The sequence below is a fragment of the Sphingomonas sp. CFBP9019 genome (genome assembly GCF_034045155.1).
In the GTDB taxonomy this organism is placed as follows: Bacteria; Pseudomonadota; Alphaproteobacteria; order Sphingomonadales; family Sphingomonadaceae; genus Sphingomonas; species Sphingomonas aerolata.
The window spans coordinates 622,619-644,198 of record NZ_JAXCWK010000002.1 but is presented as its reverse complement, the minus strand read 5'-3'; the positions used below and the strand labels follow the sequence as shown (position 1 = coordinate 644,198).

Sequence of the window (21,580 nt, the reverse complement as noted above, 5' to 3'; positions counted from 1 at the left end):
TCAGCCGCCCGTGCGGCGTAGGAGATACACGTCCATGATCCAGCCGTGCCGGGCGCGCAGTCCGGCACGGCACGTGATGATCTCCGCCCCGACTGAGGCGAGCGGCCCGGCGACCAGCGCCTCCTGCGCCATCCCCAGATACGCCCCCCACCAGATCATGACCCCCTCGGGTGCGAGCGTCTCGAACGCGCACGCCCCGTCGAGCATCACCGCCAGCGTCTCGACCCCCGCTGGCCACCCCTCGGCGCGCAGCCGCCGACCGGTGGTGATCGTCACGGGCGCAGCGAGCGTGTTGAGCGGGATCGCATGCGCCGCGGTCAGCGCCTGCAGGCTGGTGATCCCCGGCACCACGCTGACCCCGATCGACCGCCCTCCCGCTCGCAGCCGGTTAGCGATCCGGAGGCTGCTGTCGTAGAGCGACGGATCCCCCCAGACGAGGAACGCGACCCGTCCTCCGCCCGGCAGATGCTCGGCGATCTGCGCCGCCCACACCGCCGCGATATCATCGTGCCACGCATCGACCGCCGCACGGTACGGCGCGTCCGCATCGCGCTCGGGCAGATCGAACTCCACCACTCTGGCAGGCCCGGTCAGCAGCGCGGCGCAGATCGTCCGGCGCAGATCGACCAGATCGGATTTCCCCGCGCCTTTCCGCGGCAACAGGATCAGGTCGGCGGCGTTCATCGCCGTGACTGCGGCGCGCGTCACATGATCGGGATTGCCCGTGCCGATCCCGATCAGCGATATCGCGATGTCGACTCCGCTCACGGCGCCATCAACGATCCATAGAGGATCAGCGCGGGCTTGTCGGACACGCCCCCCGCCAGCCGCGCCGCGAGCCCCGCGATCGTCGACCAGGTCAGGCTCTGGTCGGGATGCCCGACATTCTCGGCGAGCAGCGCGGTCGTGTCGCCCGGCAGGCCATGTGCGACGAGCGACTCAACCAGAGCCGGAAACGTCCGCTGCGGCATGAACACGACCGTTGTCGCCTCCGGATCGGCGAGCGCGGCCATGTTGCGCTGCTGCGGCAACTGCCCGGTCACGTCATGGCCGGTGACATATTGCACCCGGCGCGCGGACAGCCGGCGCGTCAGCGGGATCGCGGCGGCGGCAGCAGCCGCGCTCGCCGCGCTGATCCCCGGGACGATCTCGAACGTCACGCCCGCCTCGCGCAGCGCGACGATCTCCTCCTCCAGCCGCCCGAACATCCCCGCATCGCCAGACTTCAGCCGGACGACGCGCGCCCCCGTTAGCGCGTGGTCGACCAGCAGTTGCGAGACATGCGACTGGCGCGGCGACGGCCGCCCCGCGCGCTTGCCGACCGCGACCAGTTCGGCACCGACGCGCGCATGACCCAGCACCGCGCCCGACGACAGATCGTCGAACAGCACGACGTCGGCGCGCTGCAACCGCGTCACCGCCTTCAGCGTCAGCAATTCGGGGTCGCCGGGGCCGGAACCGACGAACGAAACGAAACCGGTCATGCAGCCGGTTGGCCAAGGGGGGCGATCATGTGGAAGAAACTACCCGTCACGCCGCCGCGATGCGAGCCGGTTTCGGGCACGGCCTGCGCATTCGCGTCGACCACCTGCGCCAGCGGCGCGTCGGGCTGGTCGAGGATCGTCGAATAATGGAATTCATGCCCCGCCAGCATCGCCCCCGCCGCGATCCCGCCGATCGGCGCGTGCAGCGTCGCGCGGCGATAGCCCAGATGCATCCGCCGCTTCTCGTAACTCGTCACCAGCCCGAGCAGCCCCGCCATCCGGTGCCGCGTCCCGTCCACATCGATCAGCCCCTCACCCAGCGCCATATAGCCGCCGCACTCGCCGTGCACCGGCCGCGTTTCGGCATGCAGCGCCAGCGCCGCGCGGAACCGGTCCGCCGCCGCCAGCGCACCCGCATGCAGTTCGGGATAGCCCCCCGGCAGCCAGACCAGATCGGCATCCTTCGCCGGCGCCTCGTCCGCCAGCGGCGAAAAGGGCAGGATCTCCACCCCCGCGCTGCGCCACCCGTCGAGCACATGCGCATAGGTGAACGAAAAGGCGGCATCCTGCGCCAGCGCGATCCGCTGCGCCGGCGGGGTCGGCACGACCGTCCCCTGCGCGACCGGCCGCGGCGTGGCGGCGGCCGCCTCGCGCAGTGCGGCGATATCGACATGCGCGCGCAGGAACGTCGCATAAGCCGCGATCTGCGCGTCGAGCGCGGGGTGCTCGATCGCCTGCACGAGCCCCAGATGTCGCTCGGGGAGCGTCAGGTCGCCACGCCGTGGCAGCGCGCCGAACACGCGGATCCCGACCGCTTCCATCCCGCTGCGCGCCAGCCGCTCGTGCCGCTCGCTCGCCACGCGGTTGAGGATCACGCCTGCGACCCTTACGCCTGGATCATAGCGCGCGAACCCCAAAGCGGTCGCCGCCGCGGACTGCGCCTGGCCCGACACGTCGATCACCAGCACGACCGGCCAGCCCATCCGCCGCGCGACGTCCGCGCTCGCGCCATTGCCCGTCGCGCCTGCGTGCGCAACGCCGTCGAACATCCCCATCGACCCTTCGGCCAGCGTCATGTCCGCATCGTCGCCGCGCGCCGCGATCCCGTCGAGCCGCGGCCCCGTCATGGCCCAGCTGTCGAGGTTGAACGACGCGCGCCCGCTCGCCGCGCGGTGAAACGCCGGGTCGATATAGTCGGGCCCGCACTTGAACGGCTGCACCGCGATCCCGTCGTCGCGCAGCGCCCGCAACAGCCCGAGCATCACCGTCGTCTTCCCCGTTCCCGACGCAGGCGCAGCGACCAGCAGGCCCGGGGTCATGCCGCGCGTCATGGCGTGTCTCCTGCGAACCGGGACTCCGCCGACTGCGGCCGGAACCGCCGGTCATAGCCTTGCGCATACAGGCTGCTCGTCGCGAAGTCGCCCGGCGCCAGCACGCGCCCGACCAGGATCAGCGCGGTCCGCTCGGGCCGCCCCGTCACCGCCGCCTCGATCGTCGACAGCGTCGCGCGGACGATCTGCTCGTCGGGCCAGCTCGCGCGCCACACCACCGCGACCGGGCAGTCGCCGCCATAAGCGGGCAGCAGATCCGCGACGACCTGCGCCAGATTGTGCACCGACAGGTGGATCGCCAGCGTCGCCTGCGTCGCGGCGAACGCGGCGAGCGTCTCGGCCGGCGGCATCGAGCTTGCCCGCCCCGGCGTCCGCGTCAGCACCACCGACTGCGCCAGTTCGGGCAAGGTCAGTTCGACCTCGAGCGCGGCGGCGGCGGCGGCAAAGGCGGGGACGCCGGGGGTGATCGTCACCGGAATGTCCAGCGCGCGCAGCCGCCGCAGCTGCTCGCCCATCGCCGACCAGATCGACAGATCCCCCGAATGCAGCCGCGCCACATCCTGTCCGGCCGCGTGCGCGGTGACGATCTCAGCGATGATCTGGTCGAGGTCCATCGGCGCGGTGTTGACGATCCGCGCACCCGGCGGGCAATGCTCCAGCAGCGCCTCAGGGATCAGCGACCCGGCATAGAGGCACATCGGTGACATCGCGATCCGATCGCGCCCCCGCAACGTCAGCAGGTCGGGCGCACCCGGCCCCGCGCCGATGAAATGCACGGTCATGGTCGAAATCCTTGGGCAATGGCGCAGGTCGCGCGGCGGCACGGCGAAATATGGCGAAGGGTCAGCAGCCGCGCGCCCGGCCCCGCGGCGGCAAGCGCGGCGGCCTCGGCGACGCTGCCGGTCCCCCGCACGGCAAGGCTCGCAGGGGACCGGGTGACGGGACTGGCCGCAATCAGCGCGGCGGGATCGACCGTGATCAGCGGCAGACCCAGCAGCGCTGCGATCTCGCCGGGCAGCCCCTGCTTGTCATCGGGCGCCGCCAGCGCCTCGACCCGCGGGAGGCCCTGTTGCGCGGCGGCCAGCGCGGCGCGCAACGCGGCGGCATCCGCGGCCGTGTTGAAGCCAAAACCGGCGACGATCATGCCGGATAGGTCCACTGCACCACCGGGAACTGCATGCGCCACCCGCGCCGTGTCCCGATCGGCACCGCCTGCGCCACCTCGATCCGCATCAGGCTCCCCCCCTGCGCCGCCTGCCACTGCGTCAGCAGCGCCTCCGATTCGAGCGTCACCGCATTGGCGACGATCCGCGCGCCCTGCTCGACCCGCGGCCACAGCGCGCGCAACAGCGCCTCGGACAGCCCGCCGCCGACGAACACCGCATCGGGACACGGCAGCTCGCCGAGACAGTCGGGCGCCCGCCCCTCGACCACCATCAGCCGGTCGACGCCAATCGTCGCCGCATTGTCGACGATCCGCCCCGCGCGCACCGGATCCGCCTCGAACGCAATTGCCCGCGTTGACGGGTGCGCGAGGAGCCAAGAAATCCCGATCGATCCCGATCCAGCGCCGATATCCCACAGGCTCTCGCCCGGCTTCGGCGCGAGTGCGGCCAGCGTCACCGCGCGGATCGGCGACTTGGTGATCTGCCCATCATGCGCGAACCAGGCGTCGGACAGCCCCGCCTGCGGCAGGACCGCGCCCGCCCCGTCGAAGACGATCCCGACCGCGACCGGATGCGCGATGTCGTCGAACGCGATCGTCGCGGCGGTCGTGTGGCGGATCCGTTCGCGCGGCCCGCCCAGCGCCTCGAGCACGTGCAGCGCCGACGCGCCGAACCCCGCCGCATCCAGATACGCCGCCAGCCCGCCGACCGCCGCCCCGTCGCGCACCAGCACGATCGCGCGCCGCCCCCGCGCGATATGCGGCCGTAACCGCCCGAACGGCGCGGCGTGTAGCCCCAGGCATGTGCAGTCCTCGAGTCCCCAGCCGAGCCGCGCCGCCGCCAGCGCGAAGCTCGACGGTGCGGGATGCGCGGTCCATTCGCCCGGTGCCAGATGCCGCGTCACCGACGTGCCCGCGCCGAACCAGAACGGATCCCCCGATGCCAGCATCACCACCCTCTTACCGCGATGCCCGATCAGCCGCGCGATCCCGTCCTCGAACGGCACTGGCCAAGCCTCGACCGCCCCCCTAAGCTCGCCGGCAAGCGCCAGATGGCGGGTCGCGCCCGTCACGATCTCGGCATCGGCCAGCGCCGCGCGCGCCGCGGCGGACAGCCCGGCCACGCCGTCCTCGCCGATCCCGACTATCGTCAGCCACGGAGCCTCAGTCATTCCGACCATCCTGCTTCTCGGCGGCACCACCGAAGCCAGCGCACTCGCCGCACGGCTCGCGGCGCGCGGCGACCCGACCGTGCTGAGCTATGCCGGCCGCGTCGCCAACCCGCGCGCGCAGCCGGTCCCCGTCTGCATCGGCGGCTTTGGCGGCGTCGACGGCCTCGTCGCCTGGCTGCAGGAGCACCGCGTCACGCATCTGATCGACGCGACACACCCCTTCGCCGCGCAGATGCACCGCCATGCGGTCGACGCCGCGGCACGGGCAGGCGTCGCGCATGTCGCGCTGACCCGCCCCGCCTGGACCCCGGTCGCGGGCGATCGCTGGCACCGCGTCGCCGATATCTCGGCCGCCGTCGCGGCGCTCGCCGGCCCGCCGCAGCGCGTGATGCTCGCGCTTGGCCGGATGCATGTCGATGCCTTCGCGCAGCAGCCGCAGCACGACTATCTGCTGCGTTTCGTCGATACGCCCGACCATCCGCCGCCGCTCCCCCGCCACCGCCTGGTGGTCGATCGCGGCCCGTTCGACGCGGCCGGCGACACCCGATTGATGCGCGACCACGCGACCGAACTGGTCGTCTGCAAGAACGCCGGCGGCAGCGGCGCGGCGGCCAAGCTCGTCGCCGCGCGCACGCTCGGCCTGCCGGTGATCATGATCGACCGCCCGCCGCTGCCTGCGCGGCACGCGGTCGATACGGTCGACGCGGTGCTCGACTGGCTCGATCATGGCGCCGACCGCGGCGTATAGAGGATCGGCCCCGACGCCCGCGCGATGATCCGCGTCAGGCTCGATCCGACGATCACCATCGTCCGCATGTCCGCCATCTCTGCGCGCGCGTCGGTCAGCGGTACGATCGACAGCGCTTCCTCGGGCGTCGACACCGCCCGCGCGAACAGCACCGGGCGATCGTCGCCGCACGTCGTGCGAAGGATCTCGAACGCGCGGACCAGCCCGTCGAGTCGCGCCTTCGATCGCGGATTGTAGAAGGCGATCGCGAAATCGGCCTCCGCCGCCAGCCGCACGCGCCGCTCGATCAGCGCCTGGGGCTTCAGATTGTCCGAAAGGTTGATCGCGCAGAAATCATGCCCCAGCGGCGCCCCCGCGCGCGCACTCGCCGCCAGCATCGCGGTGATCCCCGGCAGCACGCGGATGTCGATCTCTCCCCACGCCGCCGGCCCCGCCTCGAGCGCCTCGAACACCGCCGCCGCCATCGCGAACACGCCGGGATCCCCCGACGACACGACGACGACGCGCGCGCCTTCCGCTGCCAGTTCGAGCGCATGGCGCGCGCGGTCGATCTCGACCCGGTTGTCGCTCGCATGCAGTGTCAGACCGTCGCGCGCCGGAACCCTCGCGACATAGGGGATATAGCCGATCACGTCGGTTGCCTCGGTCAGCGCCGCGCTGACCTCGGGCGTCACCAGCGCGGTATCCCCCGGCCCCAGCCCCGCAATCGCCAGCCAGCCAGCCCCTGCGCTCTGGATCATGGCCGCCGCCCCTGCCCGTGGATCAGCAGTATCGCGAAATAGGGCGTGACCGCATCCGCCTCGCACAGCCGCGTGACGCGCTGCTCGGCCATCGCGGCATATTCGACCAGCCACGCCGCCTCCTCGCGCCCCGCCGCGGCGACCGCGCGGCGCAGCTTGGCGAGGTGGCGGCCGATCTTCATCACCACCAGCGCATCGGTGTCGCGGATGCGCCGCACCAGGTCCGCCTCGGGCAGCGTCCCCATTACCACCGTCAGCACGTCGTCGCCCCAGGTGATCGGCGCGCCGCTCGCGGTCCAGGCGCCCGACATGCCGGTGATGCCGGGGACGACCGCGACCGGCGCGACCCCCTGCAACCGCGTATAGAGATGCATGAACGATCCGTAGAAGAACGGGTCGCCCTCGCACAGCACGACCACGTCCTCGCCGCCCAGCGCCAGCGCCGCGAGGTGATCGATGCACCCCGCGTAAAAGCCCGACAGCCGGTCGTTGTAGCGCGGATCGGTCAATGCGATCTCGGTGGTGACGGGATATTCCATGGGATATTCGATCACGTCGTCGCGCAGCATCCCCTCGACGATCCGCCGCGCCTGTCCCGGCCGCCCCGCCTTGCGGAAATAGGCGACGTGGCGCGCGCCGCGTACCAGCCGATCCGCGCGCACGCTCATCAGGTCGCACGCCCCCGGCCCCAGCCCGACGCCGTGGATCGTGCCGGTTACGACCACCTGTCCCGGCGGCGGCACCAGGGTCGCGGATGGCTCCGCCACGCCGATCATTCCGCCGCGCTCGCGAGCGCGTTGATCGCCGCGACGGTGATCGCGCTGCCGCCCAGCCGCCCCTCGACGATCACGCACGGCACCGGCTGCGCCGCCCACAATGCGTCCTTCGATTCGACCGCACCGACGAAACCCACCGGACAGCCGATGATCGCCGCCGGCCGCGGACAGTCGGGATCCTCCAGCATCGTGAGCAGGTAGAACAGCGCGGTCGGCGCATTGCCGATCGCCACCACCGCGCCCGCCAGATACGGCCGCCAGAACTCCAGCGCCGCGGCCGAACGCGTCGTTGCCATTTCTTTCGCCAGCGCGACCGTCTCGGGCGTGTGCAGCGTACAGATCACCGCATTGTTCGCCGGCAGGCGCGCGCGCGTGATCCCCTCGGTCACCATCCGCGCATCGCACAGGATCGGCGCGCCCGCCCGCAACGCCGCACGCGCGGTCCGTGCGAAGCCGGGCGAAAAGCGGATATCCCCCGCCAGCGCGACCAGCCCCGCAGCGTGGATCATCCGCACCGCGACCGGCTCCTCCTCGGCATCGAAGCGCGCCAGATCCGCCTCGGCACGGATCATCGCGAACGACTGGCGATAGATCGCGGCCCCGTCGGTCTCATAGGCATAGGGCATCAGGCAGCTCCGGACGGCTGGGAGAAATGGGCGATAATCTGAGCGGGTTCGAGTGCGCCAAGCAGCGACGGCGCGCCCGCGCGCGCGTGCAGGGCAAGGTCGAACAGCCCGTCGCGCCCGGTCAGCACGACGTCCGCAGGCCGCGCCCGCGCGCAGCCCTTGGCGCATCCCGACACGTGCAGGCTGCCAGCGACCAGTGGTGCCAGCAGCCGCGCGAGGTCGCGCGTCGCGACGCTCGCCTGCGGACAGGCGGGCGCGCCGACACAGGCGTCGACCCCGGCGCGCACGGCGCTGCGGTCGCGCGCGCCATCCGCCACCCCGCCTTCGAGGATCAGCATCCGCCACGGCGTCACGCGGATCGCCGTGACCGGGTCCGCGGCGATCCGGTCGCGCAGATCCGCTGCCGCGATCCGCCCGAAGCCGAGCGCGATCGCCGCGCCCAGCGGGTGCGCCCCGGCCTCGGGCGGCGGCGCGGCAGGTGCGGGAGCCAAGGTCGCGGGCCCCGGCACGGCCGCCGCATGGCGTGCCATCCGCCCCGCCGCCGCACCGCCGCTGTCGACGAACCACCGCGCCAGCGCGATCAGCGCGTCGACCGCGGTGTCGCGCGTCACGTTCACCCCCGCCGCACGCCCCTCGCCGCGCACCAGCAGCCTGCCGTCCACCGCGCGCTCGACCCGGAAATCGGCGGGCGCGCGGGTCAGCACCGGTGCAGCGCCCGCATCGATCGCAAAACCAACCTTGCCAGGCAGCACCGGCAGGTCAGCCAAACGCTCGCGCAACGCGGTGGCGATATGCTGCGTATCGTCCCCGTCCCGCCAGTCGGGCGCGACCAGCATCGCACCGCGCGCCTCGCGCTCCGGATCGGGATCGATCAGCCCGACGGCCAGCAACGCCTCGACCAGCCCCCGCCAGCCCGCCTCGGTCACGCCGCGGATCTGCAGGTTCGCGCGGCTGGTCACGTCGATCTCGCCATTTCCCCACGCGATCGCCGCATCGCACAGCGCGAGTGTCTGCGCGCGCGTCAGCCGCCCGAGCGGCGGGCGGATCCGCACCAGCAACCCGTCGCCCGCCGCCATCGGCCGCCACGCATCGGGGCACCATCCCTTGACGACGAACGCGCTCATGCCGGCAGGTCGAGCTGCGCGAGGATCGAATTGCGCCGCGTCGGCCACAGCCCCGCCGTGTGCAGCGCCGCGAACCGCGCGGTCATCGCCGCCAGCGCCGCGGGGTTTGCGCTCTCCAGAAACGCACGCACCGCGTCGCGCCCCAATGTCGCATCATAATAGAGATCGATCAGCTCGGGCGACACCACTCGCGCCAGCTGCGCGAACATCGCCATATGGTCGAGCGTCGCGGCGATCTCCGCGCCCCCGCGAAACCCGTGCCGCATCATCCCCTCGACCCAGGCCGGGTTCGCCGCGCGTGCATGAACGACCCGCGCAACCTCCTCGTCCAGCGACCGCGCGCGCGGCCGTTCCGGATCGCGCGCATCGAGATGATACAGCGCCGCGCTCTTACCCCCGGCAACCGCCTGCGCCGCCGCGAACCCCGCCTCGTGCGCGGCATAATCCGCGGCGAGCAACAGGTCGGTCTCGGGCAAATCCTGGACATGGACGAACCCGTCGGCGGCGACGACCCGGTCGCGGATCCCCGCCGGGTCGAACCGCGTCGCATTGTCATCGCCCGCCCCGTCCAGCGCATGGCTCGACGCCGCCAGCCACGCGGCGCCCGCCGCCGCCCGCGCCGCCTCGCCATAGGCCTCGCCCGCATCACCCAGCTCGAGCCCGTAGCGACCCGGCTCGGGCCCATAGACGCGCGCACCGACGGCAGCGCCGACGAACGGGTTCCAGTCACCGGGCTCGTCGCGCAGCGCCAGCGCGCGCACCGCCTGCCCGAACATCTGGCCGAGCGCGGGAAACGCATCGCGGAACAGCCCCGACACACGCAGCGTCACGTCGATCCGCGGCCGGTCGAGCCTTGCCAGCGGCAGGATCTCGACCCCCGTGACCCGGTCCGACGCATGATCCCAGACCGGCTCCGCGCCGAGCAGGTGTAGCGCCATCGCAAACTCCTCGCCCGCGGTCCGCATCGTCGCCGACGCCCACAGGTCGACGACCAGCGCGCGCGGATAGTCGCCCTCGTCCTGCAGATGCCGGCGGACCAGCTCGTCGGCCAGCCGCACGCCCTGCGCATGCGCCGCGCGCGACGGCACCGCGCGCGCGTCGGTCGCATACAGGTTGCGCCCGGTCGGCAGGACGTCGCTGCGTCCGCGCCACGGCGACCCCGACGGCCCCGCCGCGATCCGCTTGCCCCGCAACGCGTTCAGCAACCCGTCGCGTTCGGCCTCGCCCTGGTCGCCACGCCCATAGACGTGCAGCCCGTCGCCGAACTGGCTCTCCTTCACGTCGCACACGAACGTGTCGATACGGGTGATCGCCTCCACCTGGCTCGCCGCCTCGTCGAGCCGCAGCGTCGCCGCCAGTCCGCTCGCGCGCGCCTCGTCCGCAATGTCGCGCTGCAGCCGGTCGCGCCGCGCGGGGTCGAGCCCGTCGGCGGTCGAAAACTCGTCGAGCAGCGATTCGAGCCGCCCCAGCCCCGCACCGCTGCGCGTCGTCGCCGCCGGCGGCGGGACATGGCCGATCGTCACCGCGCCGATCCGCCGCCGTGCCTGTGCGGCCTCGCCCGGATCGTTGACGATGAACGGATAGAGCACCGGCATCGCCCCGGTCAGCGCCTCGGGCCAGCATTCCCCCGACAGCGCGACCGCCTTGCCCGGCAGCCATTCGAGCGTCCCGTGCGCGCCGACATGAATCAGCGCATCGGTTTTCCGCGCGCGCAGCCACAGATAGAAGGCGACATAGGCGTGGCAGGGACAGCGCGACAGGTCGTGATACTCCCCGACCCGCGCCGCACTGCGCCCGCGTTCGGGCTGGAGCGCGATCACCACGCGCCCCCGCTCGACGCCCGCGAACTGGAACGCGCCGTCGATACAGGCCGGATCGTCCTCGGGCGCGCCCCAGCTTTCCTCGAGTGCGTCGCGCAACACGGCCGGCAAGCCCCCAAGCGCCGCACGATACGCCGCGACCGGCCATGCGAGCCGCCCCGTCTCCAGCGCCCCGGCCAGCGCTTGCGGCGCCGCCCCTCCGGTCGCATAGCCCGCCGCCGCCAGGTCCTCGACGATCGCCTCGGCGGATGCCAGCGCGTCGAGCCCGACCGCATGCGCCATCTGATAGTCCTTGCCCGGATAGGTCGACAGCACGACCGCGGGCCGCTGCTCCGCGACCGACCGCTCCGCCAGCCGCACCCACGCGGTGACGCGCGCGACGATCGCCGCGATCCGCTCGGGATCGGCCCGGTGCTCGCGCCGCGCATAGCCGAGAGCGTCGTCGCGGACGCCGTCCTCCTTGAAACTCGCGACGCCTGCGAGCAGCCGTCCGTCGACCTCGGGCAGAACGACGTGCATCGCCAGGTCGGCGGGGGACAGCCCGCGCGTCGATCCCGCCCAGGCGGCGCGGTCCGACGTCGCCAGCGCGACCTGGAACACCGGCACCCCCGCTCCGTCGAGCGGCGAGCTGTTATCGGCGCCGCGGCCGGAAAAGGCGGTGGCGTTCACGATCGCCGCCGGGCGCAGTGCGACGACCCAGCGCCCGAGCCACCCCGCGACGCCCGGCGCCTTCAACGACGGCCCGAACAGCCCAACGACGTCGAACCCCGCCGCACCCAGCCCGGCATGCAGCGCCTCGATCGGGTCCAGATCCGCGGCGGTCAGATAGGAGCGGTAGAAGATCAGCAGGATTCGCGGCCGCGTCGCGGTCATCGCGAACGCCGCCGGGCACGTCACCCCGTCGCGCGGCTGCCAGCCACCGACCTCGGGAACCGTCTTCACCCCCGCGACCGGCCCGGCATAGAGCCCCGCCGCCAGCGCCATCTGCGCCAGCGCCGCCTGCGCCGCGACCGCGCCGCCATCGTCACACAGGGCGGCGAGCCGGCGCAGCGTCGACACCGGCACCGTCGACGCCGCATCGAGCCGCGCGTCGATCCGCCCGTCGGCCGGCAGCACCGCCAGCGCGATCCCCCGCGCCCGCGCCAGCGCCTCGACCTGCTGCAACCCATAGGACCAGTAGGACCGCCCGCCGATCAGCCGGATCACGATCCCCTTCGCGCTTTCACCCCCCGCCAGCGTCCGCTCGACATAGGTATCGACCGACAGCGGATGCGCGAGCGCGGACAGGTTGGCGAGCCGGAGCGACGGCAGCGGGCTCCCGTTCGCCGCCGCACGCCGCCACCCGGCCGCGAACGCGCCGAGATCCCCGTCCGAAAAGGACAGGACGACGAGATCCGCCGGAGTCTGCGCGAGGTCCTGCGGGACCGCACTCTCCTCCAGCCCGTGGCTTTCGCGGAAGACGACGTGCATCGCCGTCAGCCCTGAAGCGCGGCCCGGATCCTTGCGGGGTCGATCCGATCATGCTCGGCGATCACCACCAGCCGCGTCTGGCGCGCCTCGTCGCCGCGCCACGGCCGGTCATATTGCGTCCGCACCCGCGCCCCGACCGCCTGCACCAGCAGCCGCATCGGCTTGCCCGTCACCGCGGCATAACCCTTCACGCGCAGGATGTCGGCGTCGCGCGCGAGCGTCTCGATCCGCGCGGCGAGCGCCGCCGGGTCCGCGATCTCGCCGAGGTCGACGATCATGCTGTCGAAATCGTCATGCTCGTGATCGTCCGCGCCATCATGGTGCGACGGTCGCGCGGCGATGTCGTCCTCCGCCGCCGCGTTCAGCCCGAGCACGACGCGCGGATCGATCACCCCGTCGGTCAGCGCGATCACCGGCAACGCACGCGCGGACTCCGCCGCGATCACCGCGCGCGCCGCGGCCACCCCCGCCTCGCCCGCCAGATCCGCCTTGGTCAGCAGCACCAGATCGGCACAGGCGAGTTGGTCCTCGAACACCTCGGCGAGCGGAGTCTCGTGATCCACGCTCGGATCCGCGCGCCGCTGCGCCTCGATCGCGGCGAGGTCGGGCGCGAACCGTCCCGCGGCGACCGCTTCCGCATCGGCCAGCGCGATCACCCCGTCGACCGTGATCCGCGACCGGATCGCGGGCCAGTCAAACGCCTTGAGCAGCGGCTTGGGCAAAGCGAGCCCCGACGTCTCGATCAGGATATGGTCGGGCCGCGGGTCGAGCGCGAGCAAAGTCTCGACGGTCGGGATGAAGTCGTCCGCGACGGTGCAGCAGATGCAGCCATTGGCGAGCTCAACGACGTTCTCGGCCGGGCAATCGGGAATCGCGCACCCCTTCAAGATGTCGCCGTCGATACCGAGCGTGCCGAATTCATTGACGATCACCGCGAGCCGCCGGCCCCCGGCGTTACGGATCAGATGGCTGATCAGCGTGGTCTTGCCCGCGCCGAGGAATCCGGTGACGATGGTGACGGGAATCTTGGCCAGGGTCGGCTGGGGTTCGGTCATGCGATACTCTCCGGGCGTCGGAACGACAGCCACGGACGGACGCACATCCGCAGCCACACGCGCGCGCGACCAAGACGGCCACACGCGTTCGTCGCTCAGACGGAGTACCGTGCCGCGACCATCCCCTGGATCAAGGCAAGAGCGACCATGACGCTGGCAGGTCTCCTGGCTCGCGGGTCGAAGCTCGATGCACGCCTTCCCAGGTCCCGTGACCCAGTGGCTGCCCCCGCATCGGGGGCCTGTGCGTCTCGCTCACCGCTTACAGTTGCAGGGACAGCCGCGGCATTGGGAGGCAAAGCTCCCGCACCGCATTCCCATTCAAGCCCCGAAGGGCACCGGCGCGATCTGTTGAGGTTCGGTAGAACCAAACCTCGGGGTTGGGTTTAGAGGAGTTTGGCGATTGTGCCAATGCACATGACCGCCGTCATCCTGACGAAAGCCAGGACCCAGGGCCACGCATGATCCGGTGCCCGGCTCCAGGTTCCGGGTCGAGCCCGGGATGACGACGCTGCTCGTTACCCCCGCACCACCTCGATCTCGTCAAACCGCTTCCACCGGTAGATCGCGAAACTCAGCACCCAGCACGCCACGAACAGCGCGATGATCGCAAAGCCCAGCCCGTTGAAATTCTCGCCCAGCGCCAAAGCGACGTCCCACACGCCCCCGCTCAGGCCCAGCTTCGACGCCAGCAGCGCGAGCGTTTCGATCCCGCCGATCGCGATCGCGACGATCGCCGAGATCAGCGTGATCGTGATGTTGTAATACAGCTTGCGGATCGGCTTCACGAACGCCCATTCATACGCGCCGAGCATCACCACCCCGTCGGCACTGTCGACCAGCGCCATGCCCGTCGCGAACAGCACCGGCAGCACCAGCACCGTACCGATCGACAACCCGTCCGCCGCCTGGCTCGCCGACAGGCCGAGGATCGCGACTTCGGTCGCGGTGTCGAACCCCAGCCCGAACAGGAAGCCGAGCGGCGCCATGTGCCAGCTGCGCGTGACCAGCCGGAACATCGGCCGGAACAGCCGCGCGAGCAGCCCGCGATTGCCGAGCAGCAGGTCGAGATCCTCCTCGACATAGCGCCCGCCGCCGCGGACATGGCCGAAGGTCCGCCACACCGATCGCAGGATGATCAGGTTCATCGTCGCGATCGTGAACAGGAACAGCGCGGATATCAGCGTCGCGATCACCCCGCCCGCCTGCTTGAACGCCTCGAACTGCGCCAGCGCGCTCGCGGTCAGCGCGATCGCCACCGCGGCGATCAGGACGATCCCCGAATGGCCGATCGCGAACCAGAAGCCGACCCCGATCGGCCGCTGCCCATCCTGCATCAGCTTGCGCGTCACATTGTCGATTGCCGCGATATGATCCGCATCGACCGCGTGGCGCAGCCCCAGCCCCCAGGCGAGCATCGCGGTGCCCAGCATCAGCGGCTGCGCCTGGAACAGCGCGAACGCCCATCCCCAGGCGGCGATATTGGCCGCCACCAGCATCGCGAACATCCAGCCGATCCGGTGTCGCGTCGAACGACCGGCGGTCCGCCCGGTCATGATCTTGGTCATTGGCACATCCCCGGCGTCCGACGAGGACGGGGGCCTGCCGCGAACGACCGGGACGCGCGCCGACCGGACGCCCTGAGCGGCCGGCATGCGTCGCCGATGCGGCCCCCGCCGCATTGTCGTCGCTCAGACGGCGTTCACCGTGCCTCGGCCACCCCCTGGACCGGGACAAGAGCGACCAGACGCCGGCAGGTCTCCTGGCTCGCGGGTCAAGGCTCGACGCACACCTTCCCAGGCCATCGGCCCAGTGGCTGCCCCCGTCGCAGGGGGCGGGTGCGTGTCGCTCGCCGCTTACAGTTGCAGGGACAGCTGCGGTCTTGGGGCGAACCCCGCACCGCATTCCCATTCAAGCCCCGAGGGGCACCGACGCGATCTGTGCGGATCCGGCTTGCGTCGGACCTGCGCCACAGGGCTAGCGCGTTTTGCCTGCGCTGACGACAGGATTTGCGCGCGACGCAACGCAGGGCATGTCGTCCCATCTCACCGCAACGTCTGCCTTACCTCGTACGTTGATCGCATAACCGACCGGTGTCCTGCCGGTCGCGGCGTTGCCCGCTTTCCGCCCCGCGGCAATCGTGCGAGCAGCGCAGACCTTCATCGCCCCGCTGAACGGAGCCCGCATGCGCCCTCTCGTCCCCGTCGCCGACGCCCAGTCCCGCCTCTTCGCCATGGCCGCGCGCGTCCCCGCCGAAACCGTGCCGCTGCGCTCGGCGATGGGCCGCTGGGCCGCGGAGGACATTCTCGCCCGCCGCACCCAGCCAGCGACCGACCTCTCGGCGATGGACGGCTATGCGATCCGCTACGCAGATCTGCCCGGGCCGTGGACGGTCATCGGCGAAAGTGCGGCGGGGCGCCCCTTCACCGGTTCGGTCGGCGCGGGACAGGCGACGCGGATCTTCACCGGCGCGGCGATGCCGGCGGGCGCCGACACGGTGCTCGTCCAGGAGGAAGCCGCGCGCGACGGCGACCGGCTGATGCTCGACGGCGAAGGCCCCGCCTTCGAAGGGCGCAACACGCGCCGCAAGGGGCTCGACTTCGCGACCGGCACGCGGCTGATCGCGGCCGGCGACCGGCTGACGCCCGCGCGCATCGCGGTCGCGGCGACCGGCGGGCACGGCGCCTTATCGGTCGGCCGCCGCCTGCGCGTCGCGGTCGCCGCGACGGGCGACGAGCTCGTTCCACCCGGCTCGACCAGCGACCCCGTCCCGCTACCGGAATCAAACGGCATCATGCTCGCCGCGATGCTCGCCGACCTGCCCGTCGACATTATCGATCTCGGAATCCTCCCCGATCGGCTCGACACGCTGCGTGACGCCTTTGCCGGGGTCGATGCCGATCTGCTCGTGACCACGGGGGGCGCGTCGGTCGGCGATCACGATCTCGTCCGCCCCGCAATCGAGGCGGCGGGCGGCAGCATCGACTTTTGGCGGATCGCGCTGCGCCCGGGCAAGCCGATGATGGCGGGCGCGCTTGGCCGGACGATGCTGCTCGGCCTACCTGGCAACCCGGTCTCCGCCTTCGTCACCGCCATCCTCTTCGTCCGCCCCGTGGTCGCGCACATGCTCGGCGCGCGCGATCCCCTGCCGCAGACGACGCACGCGCTGCTCGGCGAGGATCTTCCGCCCAACCAGTCGCGGACCGACTATATGCGCGCCGAACTGCGCAAGGGTCGCGCCTATGCCTCGACCATCCAGGACAGCTCGATGCTGCTGACGCTCGCCCGTTCGTCCTGCCTGATCATCCGCGACGGCGACGCGCCGGCGGCAAGGGCGGGCGACTCGGCGGAAATCCTCGTCATCGCGTGACGTCACCGCTTGACGAAGCTGCAAGTGTTCCATAGAAGTTCCTCGTCTGTTCCGGACGGAGAACTGTTATGCTCACGCGCAAGCAGCACGAGCTTGTCTGCTTCATCAATGACCGCCTCGCCGAGACGGGCGTGTCGCCCTCGTTCGAGGAGATGAAGGACGCGCTCGACCTGAAATCGAAATCGGGCGTGCACCGTCTGATCAGCGCGCTTGAGGAGCGCAACTTCATCCGACGCCTGCCCAACCGGGCGCGCGCGCTCGAAGTGCTGAGGATGCCCGAGCGTCCCGAGGCTGCAACAGGGCAGACGGCGGCGAAGTCGGGGCCGAAGGTGGCGGCATCGGCCGACACCGTATCTGCGCCGAACACGGCCAGCGCCACGCCCGCGTCGCCCGCCCGCATCGCGGCGAACGACGTCGTCGAGATCCCGCTGCACGGCCGGATCGCCGCCGGCGTCCCGATCGAAGCCTTCGAGGGCAGCTCGATGCTTGCCGTCCCGGCCGCGTTGCTCGGCACTGGCGAGCATTATGCGCTGGAGGTTTCGGGGGACTCGATGGTCGAAGCCGGCATCCTCGACGGCGATTACGCGCTGATCCGCCGTACCGAGATCGCCCGCGACGGCGAGATCGTCGTCGCGCTGATCGAGGACAGCGAAGCGACGTTGAAATATTTCCGCCGCGAGGGCGCGATGGTCCGGCTCGACCCGGCCAACCGCGCCTATGACCCCCAGCGTTATGCGCCCGCACAGGTCCGGGTTCAGGGCAAGCTGTCGGGTATCCTGCGCCGCTACGACTGACGAATGCCGGGTGGCGCTGGCGGTCATCACCGCCAGCGCCACCCGGCAGTGGCGTTCGTGACCAACGGCCCCAGGCACCATCGTCCGCGTTTCGGAATTGCGGCCCTCCCAATCGGAGGCCCCACCTTCGCAGGATCATGACCCGACATACCCAGTCGCGACCTATCGCTCTGACCACCCCCGAGCCGGCACCCGAAACCGGACCGACGCCGCCCCCCCGGCCAGCCCATGCTGATCGCCCGCCGCCCCGAACCGTCGCATTGGCCGCGCCAGCGTCGGTGGATCGCGCCACGGGTGCCGGTCCCCCGGATTGAGCACCGTCACCATCCGCCCCGCGGTCAACGTCAACGCGATCCCCCCGGTCCGCGCGAGCACCGATCGATCGAGCTTCAGCCATCGCGGCGTACAACCACGCGGCAGCCCGCGCTCGCTGATGACGATGTCCGCGCGCCGGCAGGCGGCAAGCATCTCGGCGATCGGCACCCGGTAAACGCTGCGCGTTGCCAGCACACGCCACGCCCGCCCCCGCGCGACGACATCCGTCAAGCACAGCTCGCGGCTGCACCGCGCGTCGGGCTGATCCGCCAGCAGCAGCGGTTCTCCGTCGACCCCGCCATTCTCCGCCAGCGTATCGCGGACATAGTCCCCCGCCCGATCGCGAAGAAGTGCAAGCCCTGCGGCGGTCCGGACCGCGACGTGGCGGCCATCGCCCGTCACAAGGATATCGGGTGACGGCGTCGTCAGCGCCCAGATCGCGCCGACCGCCAAGGGCAGGATTCCGATCCGTCGCCACCGCGTCCGCCACAGCGCGATCCACACCCCGCCGACGACCATCAGCGCAAACGCCCCGTCGGGAACCGCCGGCAGCGCGCGGACCGCGCCCGGTGCATGCGCCACGCCGCGCGCGAGCCACAGCAGCGCGTCAAGCGCATGCTGCACCAGCCACCAGGCCGGCGCGCCGAGCCCGATCGTGTCGAGCAGCAGCGCCAGCGCCTCGAACGGCATGACGACGAACGTGGTCAGCGGGATCGCGACGATATTGGCGACCGCGCCGTACAGCCCGGCCTTGTGGAAATGATAGACCGCGATCGGCATCAGCGCCGCCTCGACGACGAGCCCGGTCAGCAGCAGCGACGCGGCGCCCCGCAACAGGCGTCTGCCGCGGCCCTCGTCATGCGGCGCGAACGTGGCACGGACGACGGGATGCTCGTGCAACGCGATGATCGCGGTGATCGCGGCAAACGACAATTGAAAGCTCGGTCCGGCGAGCGATTCGGGCAGCGCGAGCATCACCGCGATCGCCCCCGTCGCGACCAGCCGCAACGTCATCGCCTCGCGCCCCATCGCCAGCGCGACCAGCACCAGCAACGCCGCGACGCAGGAGCGGATCGTCGGCACCTGGCTGCCCGTCAGCACGGTGTAGCCGATCGCCGCTGCGGCACCGGCAAGCGCGGCGATCAACGGCAGTCGCGTGTGCAGCGCGAGCCATGGGCTGAGCGCCAGCAGCCGCATCACGATCAGCATCGTCGCGGCGACCGCCGCGGTGATGTGGAGGCCGCTTACCGAAAGGAGATGCGCCAGCCCGGCGCGGCGCATCGCCTCCGCATCCGCGTCGCTGATCGCGCCGACGTCGCCGGTCGCCAGCGCCGCCGCGATCCCGCCCGCGCTCCCGTCAAGCTGCGCGACGATATGCCGCGACAGCGCCACCCGGACGCCAGCGCCGCCGCGGCCCGGCTCTGCTACCACCACAGGCGAAAAGCCCCGCCCCGTCGCGCCGATCGCGCCGAACCAAGCGACGCGCGCAAAGTCATAGGCGCCGGGCACCGCCGGCAAGGGCGGCGGCATGAGTCGCGCGCGAAGCTTTATGGTCGCGCCGATCGCGAGCGTCGCCGGCGCATCCGCCTCTGCCAGGTTGACGCGGACGCGGCCGGGCAACTCAGCCGGCGCGCCATCGGCGTCCTGCCCCGGCCCGACCGGCCGCACCGTCAACCGCACCAGCCGACGCGCGACGAGCGGTTCGATCGTCTCGACCCGCGCGGACAGCTGCACGAATGTCGGCCCCGCGAGCACCGGTGCCGCCACCCGGTCCGATCGTACCCAGATCAGCCCGATGCCGAGCGCCGCCGCAATCGCGCCGATCGCGAGCATCCGCGCCGCGCGCCCGCCGCGCCCCGCCGCAAGTCCGGCCAACCCGCCAGCGACCAGCACCAGGATCGCGGTGCCCCATGCCGCGGGATCGGGCAGCACGAACCACAGTGCGATGCCGCCGCCAAGCCCGACCGGCAACCAGGTTATGAGCTGATCGCGCTCCGCCTCCAGCCAGCGTTCGATCGCCCGGCCCGGCTCCGCCATCCAGGGCGGCACGCCCATTTGTCGCCGCCGGGGACGCATGCTAGAGGCGGCGACGGCTGATCCGGCCATCGTTTCTACAGTCTGGGAGCACCCGCGGTTGGGCGCAATATCTGATACGGATGCCGTCGTTTCGGCCGCACCCGTGGTTACTCGTTTCGCTCCGTCGCCGACGGGGTTCCTGCATCTTGGCGGCGCACGCACGGCGTTGTTCAACTGGCTGTTCGCCAAGGCGAACGGCGGCAAATTCCTGCTGCGTATCGAGGATACCGACCGCGTGCGGTCGACCCAGCCGGCGATCGACGCGATCATCGACGGCATGCGCTGGCTGGGGATCGACTGGGACGGCGACGTCGTCATGCAGTTCGCCGGCGCCGATCGCCACGCCCGCGTCGCGCACCAGATGGTCGAGGCCGGCCACGCCTATCGCTGCTACATGACCAATGACGAGATCGCGGCGATGCGCGCGGAGGCGCAGGCGGCCAAGAAGCCGCTCCGCATCCGCAGCCCGTGGCGCGACCGTCCGGCAAGCGAGGCCCCCGATCTTCCCCATGTCGTCCGCCTGCGCGCGCCGCAGGAAGGTGCGGTCACGATCGAGGATCGCGTCCAGGGATCGGTGACGGTCCGCAACGAGGAAATCGACGATCTCGTCCTCCTCCGTTCGGACGGCACGCCGACATACATGCTCGCGGTCGTCGTCGACGATCACGACATGGGCGTTACCCACGTCATCCGCGGTGACGATCATCTCAACAACGCGTTCCGGCAGCTGCCGATCTACCGCGCGATGGACGCGATCGAGGGCGGCTGGCCCGATCCGATCTATGCGCACATCCCGCTGATCCACGGCCCCGATGGTGCCAAGCTGTCCAAGCGTCACGGCGCCGTCGGCATCGAGGCGTATCGCGACGAGATGGGCATCCTGCCCGAGGCGTTCGACAATTACCTGCTGCGGCTCGGCTGGGGGCACGGTGACGACGAGATCATCAGCCGCGAACAGGCGGTCGAGTGGTTCGACCTGTCGGGCGTCGGCAAGTCGCCCTCGCGCTTCGACCTGAAGAAGCTCGAGAATCTGAACGGCCACTATATTCGCGAGGCCGATGATGCGCGTCTGGCCCAGCTCGCCGCCGATCGGCTCGGCCATGCCCTGCCCGGTGGCGGACTCGACCTTCTGACTCGCGCCATGCCGGTCCTGAAGCCACGTGCAGCGAACCTGAACGAACTCGCCGAAGGTTCGAATTTCCTGTTCAGCCAGCGACCTTTGGCGATGGATGACGCCGCAGCGAGCCTTTTGCAGGGTGAAGCGAGTGCGATTCTGACGAACGCGCATGCTGAACTTGACGCGCTCGACAAGTGGGATACGGAAGCGCTCGAAGGCGCGGTACGGCGCGTGGCCGAAGCGCGAAGCCTAAAGCTCGGGCAGGTTGCACAACCCCTTCGCGCCGCGCTGACCGGTCGCAAGACGTCGCCGGGAATATTCGATGTGCTCGACCTGCTCGGGCGTGACGAGAGCCTCGGTCGGATCGCCGACCGGATGGCAGACTGATAAGATTTCGAGG

Annotated in this window: 18 protein-coding genes and 2 riboswitches; of the genes, 4 read left to right on the top strand and 14 right to left on the bottom strand. The window is 71.2% G+C overall.

Features of this window, described 5'->3' with window-relative positions; all coding sequences use genetic code 11:
• Genes cobF through cbiE form a run of 6 tightly spaced genes read right to left on the bottom strand, consistent with a single transcriptional unit; the run spans position 1 to position 5,161 of the window.
• Positions 1-768, bottom strand: a complete 768-nt coding sequence (gene cobF, locus SOM18_RS07010; protein WP_235188379.1) for a precorrin-6A synthase (deacetylating) — start codon at positions 766-768, stop codon at positions 1-3.
• Positions 765-1,484 (bottom strand): uroporphyrinogen-III C-methyltransferase, encoded by a 720-nt coding sequence (gene cobA / locus SOM18_RS07005; protein WP_031440828.1) that lies wholly within the window; start codon positions 1,482-1,484, stop codon positions 765-767. The genes cobF and cobA overlap by 4 nt, the downstream gene beginning before the upstream one ends.
• Complete coding sequence (locus tag SOM18_RS07000; protein WP_320481523.1) at positions 1,481-2,803, bottom strand: cobyrinate a,c-diamide synthase; 1,323 nt, start codon at positions 2,801-2,803, stop codon at positions 1,481-1,483. Before SOM18_RS07000 ends, cobA begins: the two co-directional genes overlap by 4 nt.
• An 8-nt stretch (positions 2,804-2,811) precedes the next feature.
• The gene (gene cobM, locus SOM18_RS06995; protein ID WP_320481478.1) at positions 2,812-3,597 is read right to left on the bottom strand and encodes a precorrin-4 C(11)-methyltransferase; all 786 of its coding nucleotides are present in this window, start codon (positions 3,595-3,597) and stop codon (positions 2,812-2,814) included.
• Positions 3,594-3,959 carry a cobalamin biosynthesis protein gene (locus SOM18_RS06990; protein WP_320481477.1) on the bottom strand — a complete coding sequence of 122 codons (366 nt, stop codon included), beginning with the start codon at positions 3,957-3,959 and terminating at the stop codon, positions 3,594-3,596. Before SOM18_RS06990 ends, cobM begins: the two co-directional genes overlap by 4 nt.
• Positions 3,956-5,161 carry a precorrin-6y C5,15-methyltransferase (decarboxylating) subunit CbiE gene (cbiE, locus tag SOM18_RS06985; protein WP_414712103.1) on the bottom strand — a complete coding sequence of 402 codons (1,206 nt, stop codon included), beginning with the start codon at positions 5,159-5,161 and terminating at the stop codon, positions 3,956-3,958. Before cbiE ends, SOM18_RS06990 begins: the two co-directional genes overlap by 4 nt.
• On the opposite strand from cbiE, the gene SOM18_RS06980 reads away from it, so the two are divergent.
• Positions 5,151-5,900 (top strand): cobalt-precorrin-6A reductase, encoded by a 750-nt coding sequence (locus SOM18_RS06980; protein WP_320481522.1) that lies wholly within the window; start codon positions 5,151-5,153, stop codon positions 5,898-5,900. The genes cbiE and SOM18_RS06980 overlap by 11 nt on opposite strands.
• Here the strand turns inward: SOM18_RS06980 and cobJ are convergent.
• The 7 genes from cobJ to SOM18_RS06945 form a co-directional block, all read right to left on the bottom strand.
• Positions 5,876-6,640, bottom strand: a complete 765-nt coding sequence (cobJ, locus tag SOM18_RS06975; RefSeq protein ID WP_320481475.1) for a precorrin-3B C(17)-methyltransferase — start codon at positions 6,638-6,640, stop codon at positions 5,876-5,878. The two genes, SOM18_RS06980 and cobJ, sit on opposite strands and share 25 nt — an antisense overlap.
• A complete protein-coding gene (gene cobI, locus SOM18_RS06970) occupies positions 6,637-7,407 on the bottom strand; it encodes a precorrin-2 C(20)-methyltransferase (protein WP_268745762.1) in 771 nt (256 codons plus the stop codon). The genes cobJ and cobI overlap by 4 nt, the downstream gene beginning before the upstream one ends.
• A 5-nt stretch (positions 7,408-7,412) precedes the next feature.
• The gene (locus SOM18_RS06965) at positions 7,413-8,042 is read right to left on the bottom strand and encodes a precorrin-8X methylmutase (RefSeq protein WP_031440264.1); all 630 of its coding nucleotides are present in this window, start codon (positions 8,040-8,042) and stop codon (positions 7,413-7,415) included.
• Complete coding sequence (locus SOM18_RS06960; RefSeq protein WP_192008312.1) at positions 8,042-9,166, bottom strand: cobalamin biosynthesis protein CobG; 1,125 nt, start codon at positions 9,164-9,166, stop codon at positions 8,042-8,044. The genes SOM18_RS06965 and SOM18_RS06960 overlap by 1 nt, the downstream gene beginning before the upstream one ends.
• Positions 9,163-12,456: a cobaltochelatase subunit CobN gene (gene cobN, locus SOM18_RS06955; protein ID WP_320481474.1), complete on the bottom strand. Its 3,294-nt coding sequence runs from the start codon at positions 12,454-12,456 to the stop codon at positions 9,163-9,165. The genes SOM18_RS06960 and cobN overlap by 4 nt, the downstream gene beginning before the upstream one ends.
• 5 nt (positions 12,457-12,461) lie before the next feature.
• On the bottom strand, positions 12,462-13,511 hold the full coding sequence (cobW, locus tag SOM18_RS06950; protein WP_031440654.1) for a cobalamin biosynthesis protein CobW: 1,050 nt from the start codon (positions 13,509-13,511) through the stop codon (positions 12,462-12,464).
• A gap of 138 nt (positions 13,512-13,649) precedes the next feature.
• Positions 13,650-13,866, bottom strand: a riboswitch (cobalamin riboswitch).
• A gap of 160 nt (positions 13,867-14,026) precedes the next feature.
• Entirely contained in the window at positions 14,027-15,016 is a 990-nt protein-coding gene (locus tag SOM18_RS06945; RefSeq protein WP_320481521.1) for a HoxN/HupN/NixA family nickel/cobalt transporter, read from the bottom strand.
• A gap of 227 nt (positions 15,017-15,243) precedes the next feature.
• Positions 15,244-15,456, bottom strand: a riboswitch (cobalamin riboswitch).
• Positions 15,457-15,693: 237 nt separating this feature from the next.
• Here SOM18_RS06945 and glp point away from each other — a divergent pair.
• Both glp and lexA read left to right on the top strand, forming a co-directional pair.
• Complete coding sequence (gene glp, locus SOM18_RS06940; RefSeq protein WP_320481473.1) at positions 15,694-16,878, top strand: gephyrin-like molybdotransferase Glp; 1,185 nt, start codon at positions 15,694-15,696, stop codon at positions 16,876-16,878.
• A 68-nt stretch (positions 16,879-16,946) separates the two neighbouring features.
• Positions 16,947-17,672 carry a transcriptional repressor LexA gene (gene lexA / locus SOM18_RS06935; RefSeq protein WP_031440935.1) on the top strand — a complete coding sequence of 242 codons (726 nt, stop codon included), beginning with the start codon at positions 16,947-16,949 and terminating at the stop codon, positions 17,670-17,672.
• Between the two features lie 162 nt (positions 17,673-17,834).
• Here the strand turns inward: lexA and SOM18_RS06930 are convergent, their stop codons facing one another.
• Positions 17,835-20,042 carry a ComEC/Rec2 family competence protein gene (locus SOM18_RS06930; protein WP_235188391.1) on the bottom strand — a complete coding sequence of 736 codons (2,208 nt, stop codon included), beginning with the start codon at positions 20,040-20,042 and terminating at the stop codon, positions 17,835-17,837.
• 19 nt (positions 20,043-20,061) lie between these two features.
• Here SOM18_RS06930 and gltX point away from each other — a divergent pair, with 19 nt between their 5' ends.
• Positions 20,062-21,567, top strand: coding sequence for a glutamate--tRNA ligase (gene gltX, locus SOM18_RS06925; RefSeq protein ID WP_081874311.1), 1,506 nt, complete (start codon positions 20,062-20,064; stop codon positions 21,565-21,567).
• The last annotated feature ends 13 nt before the right edge of the window (positions 21,568-21,580 follow it).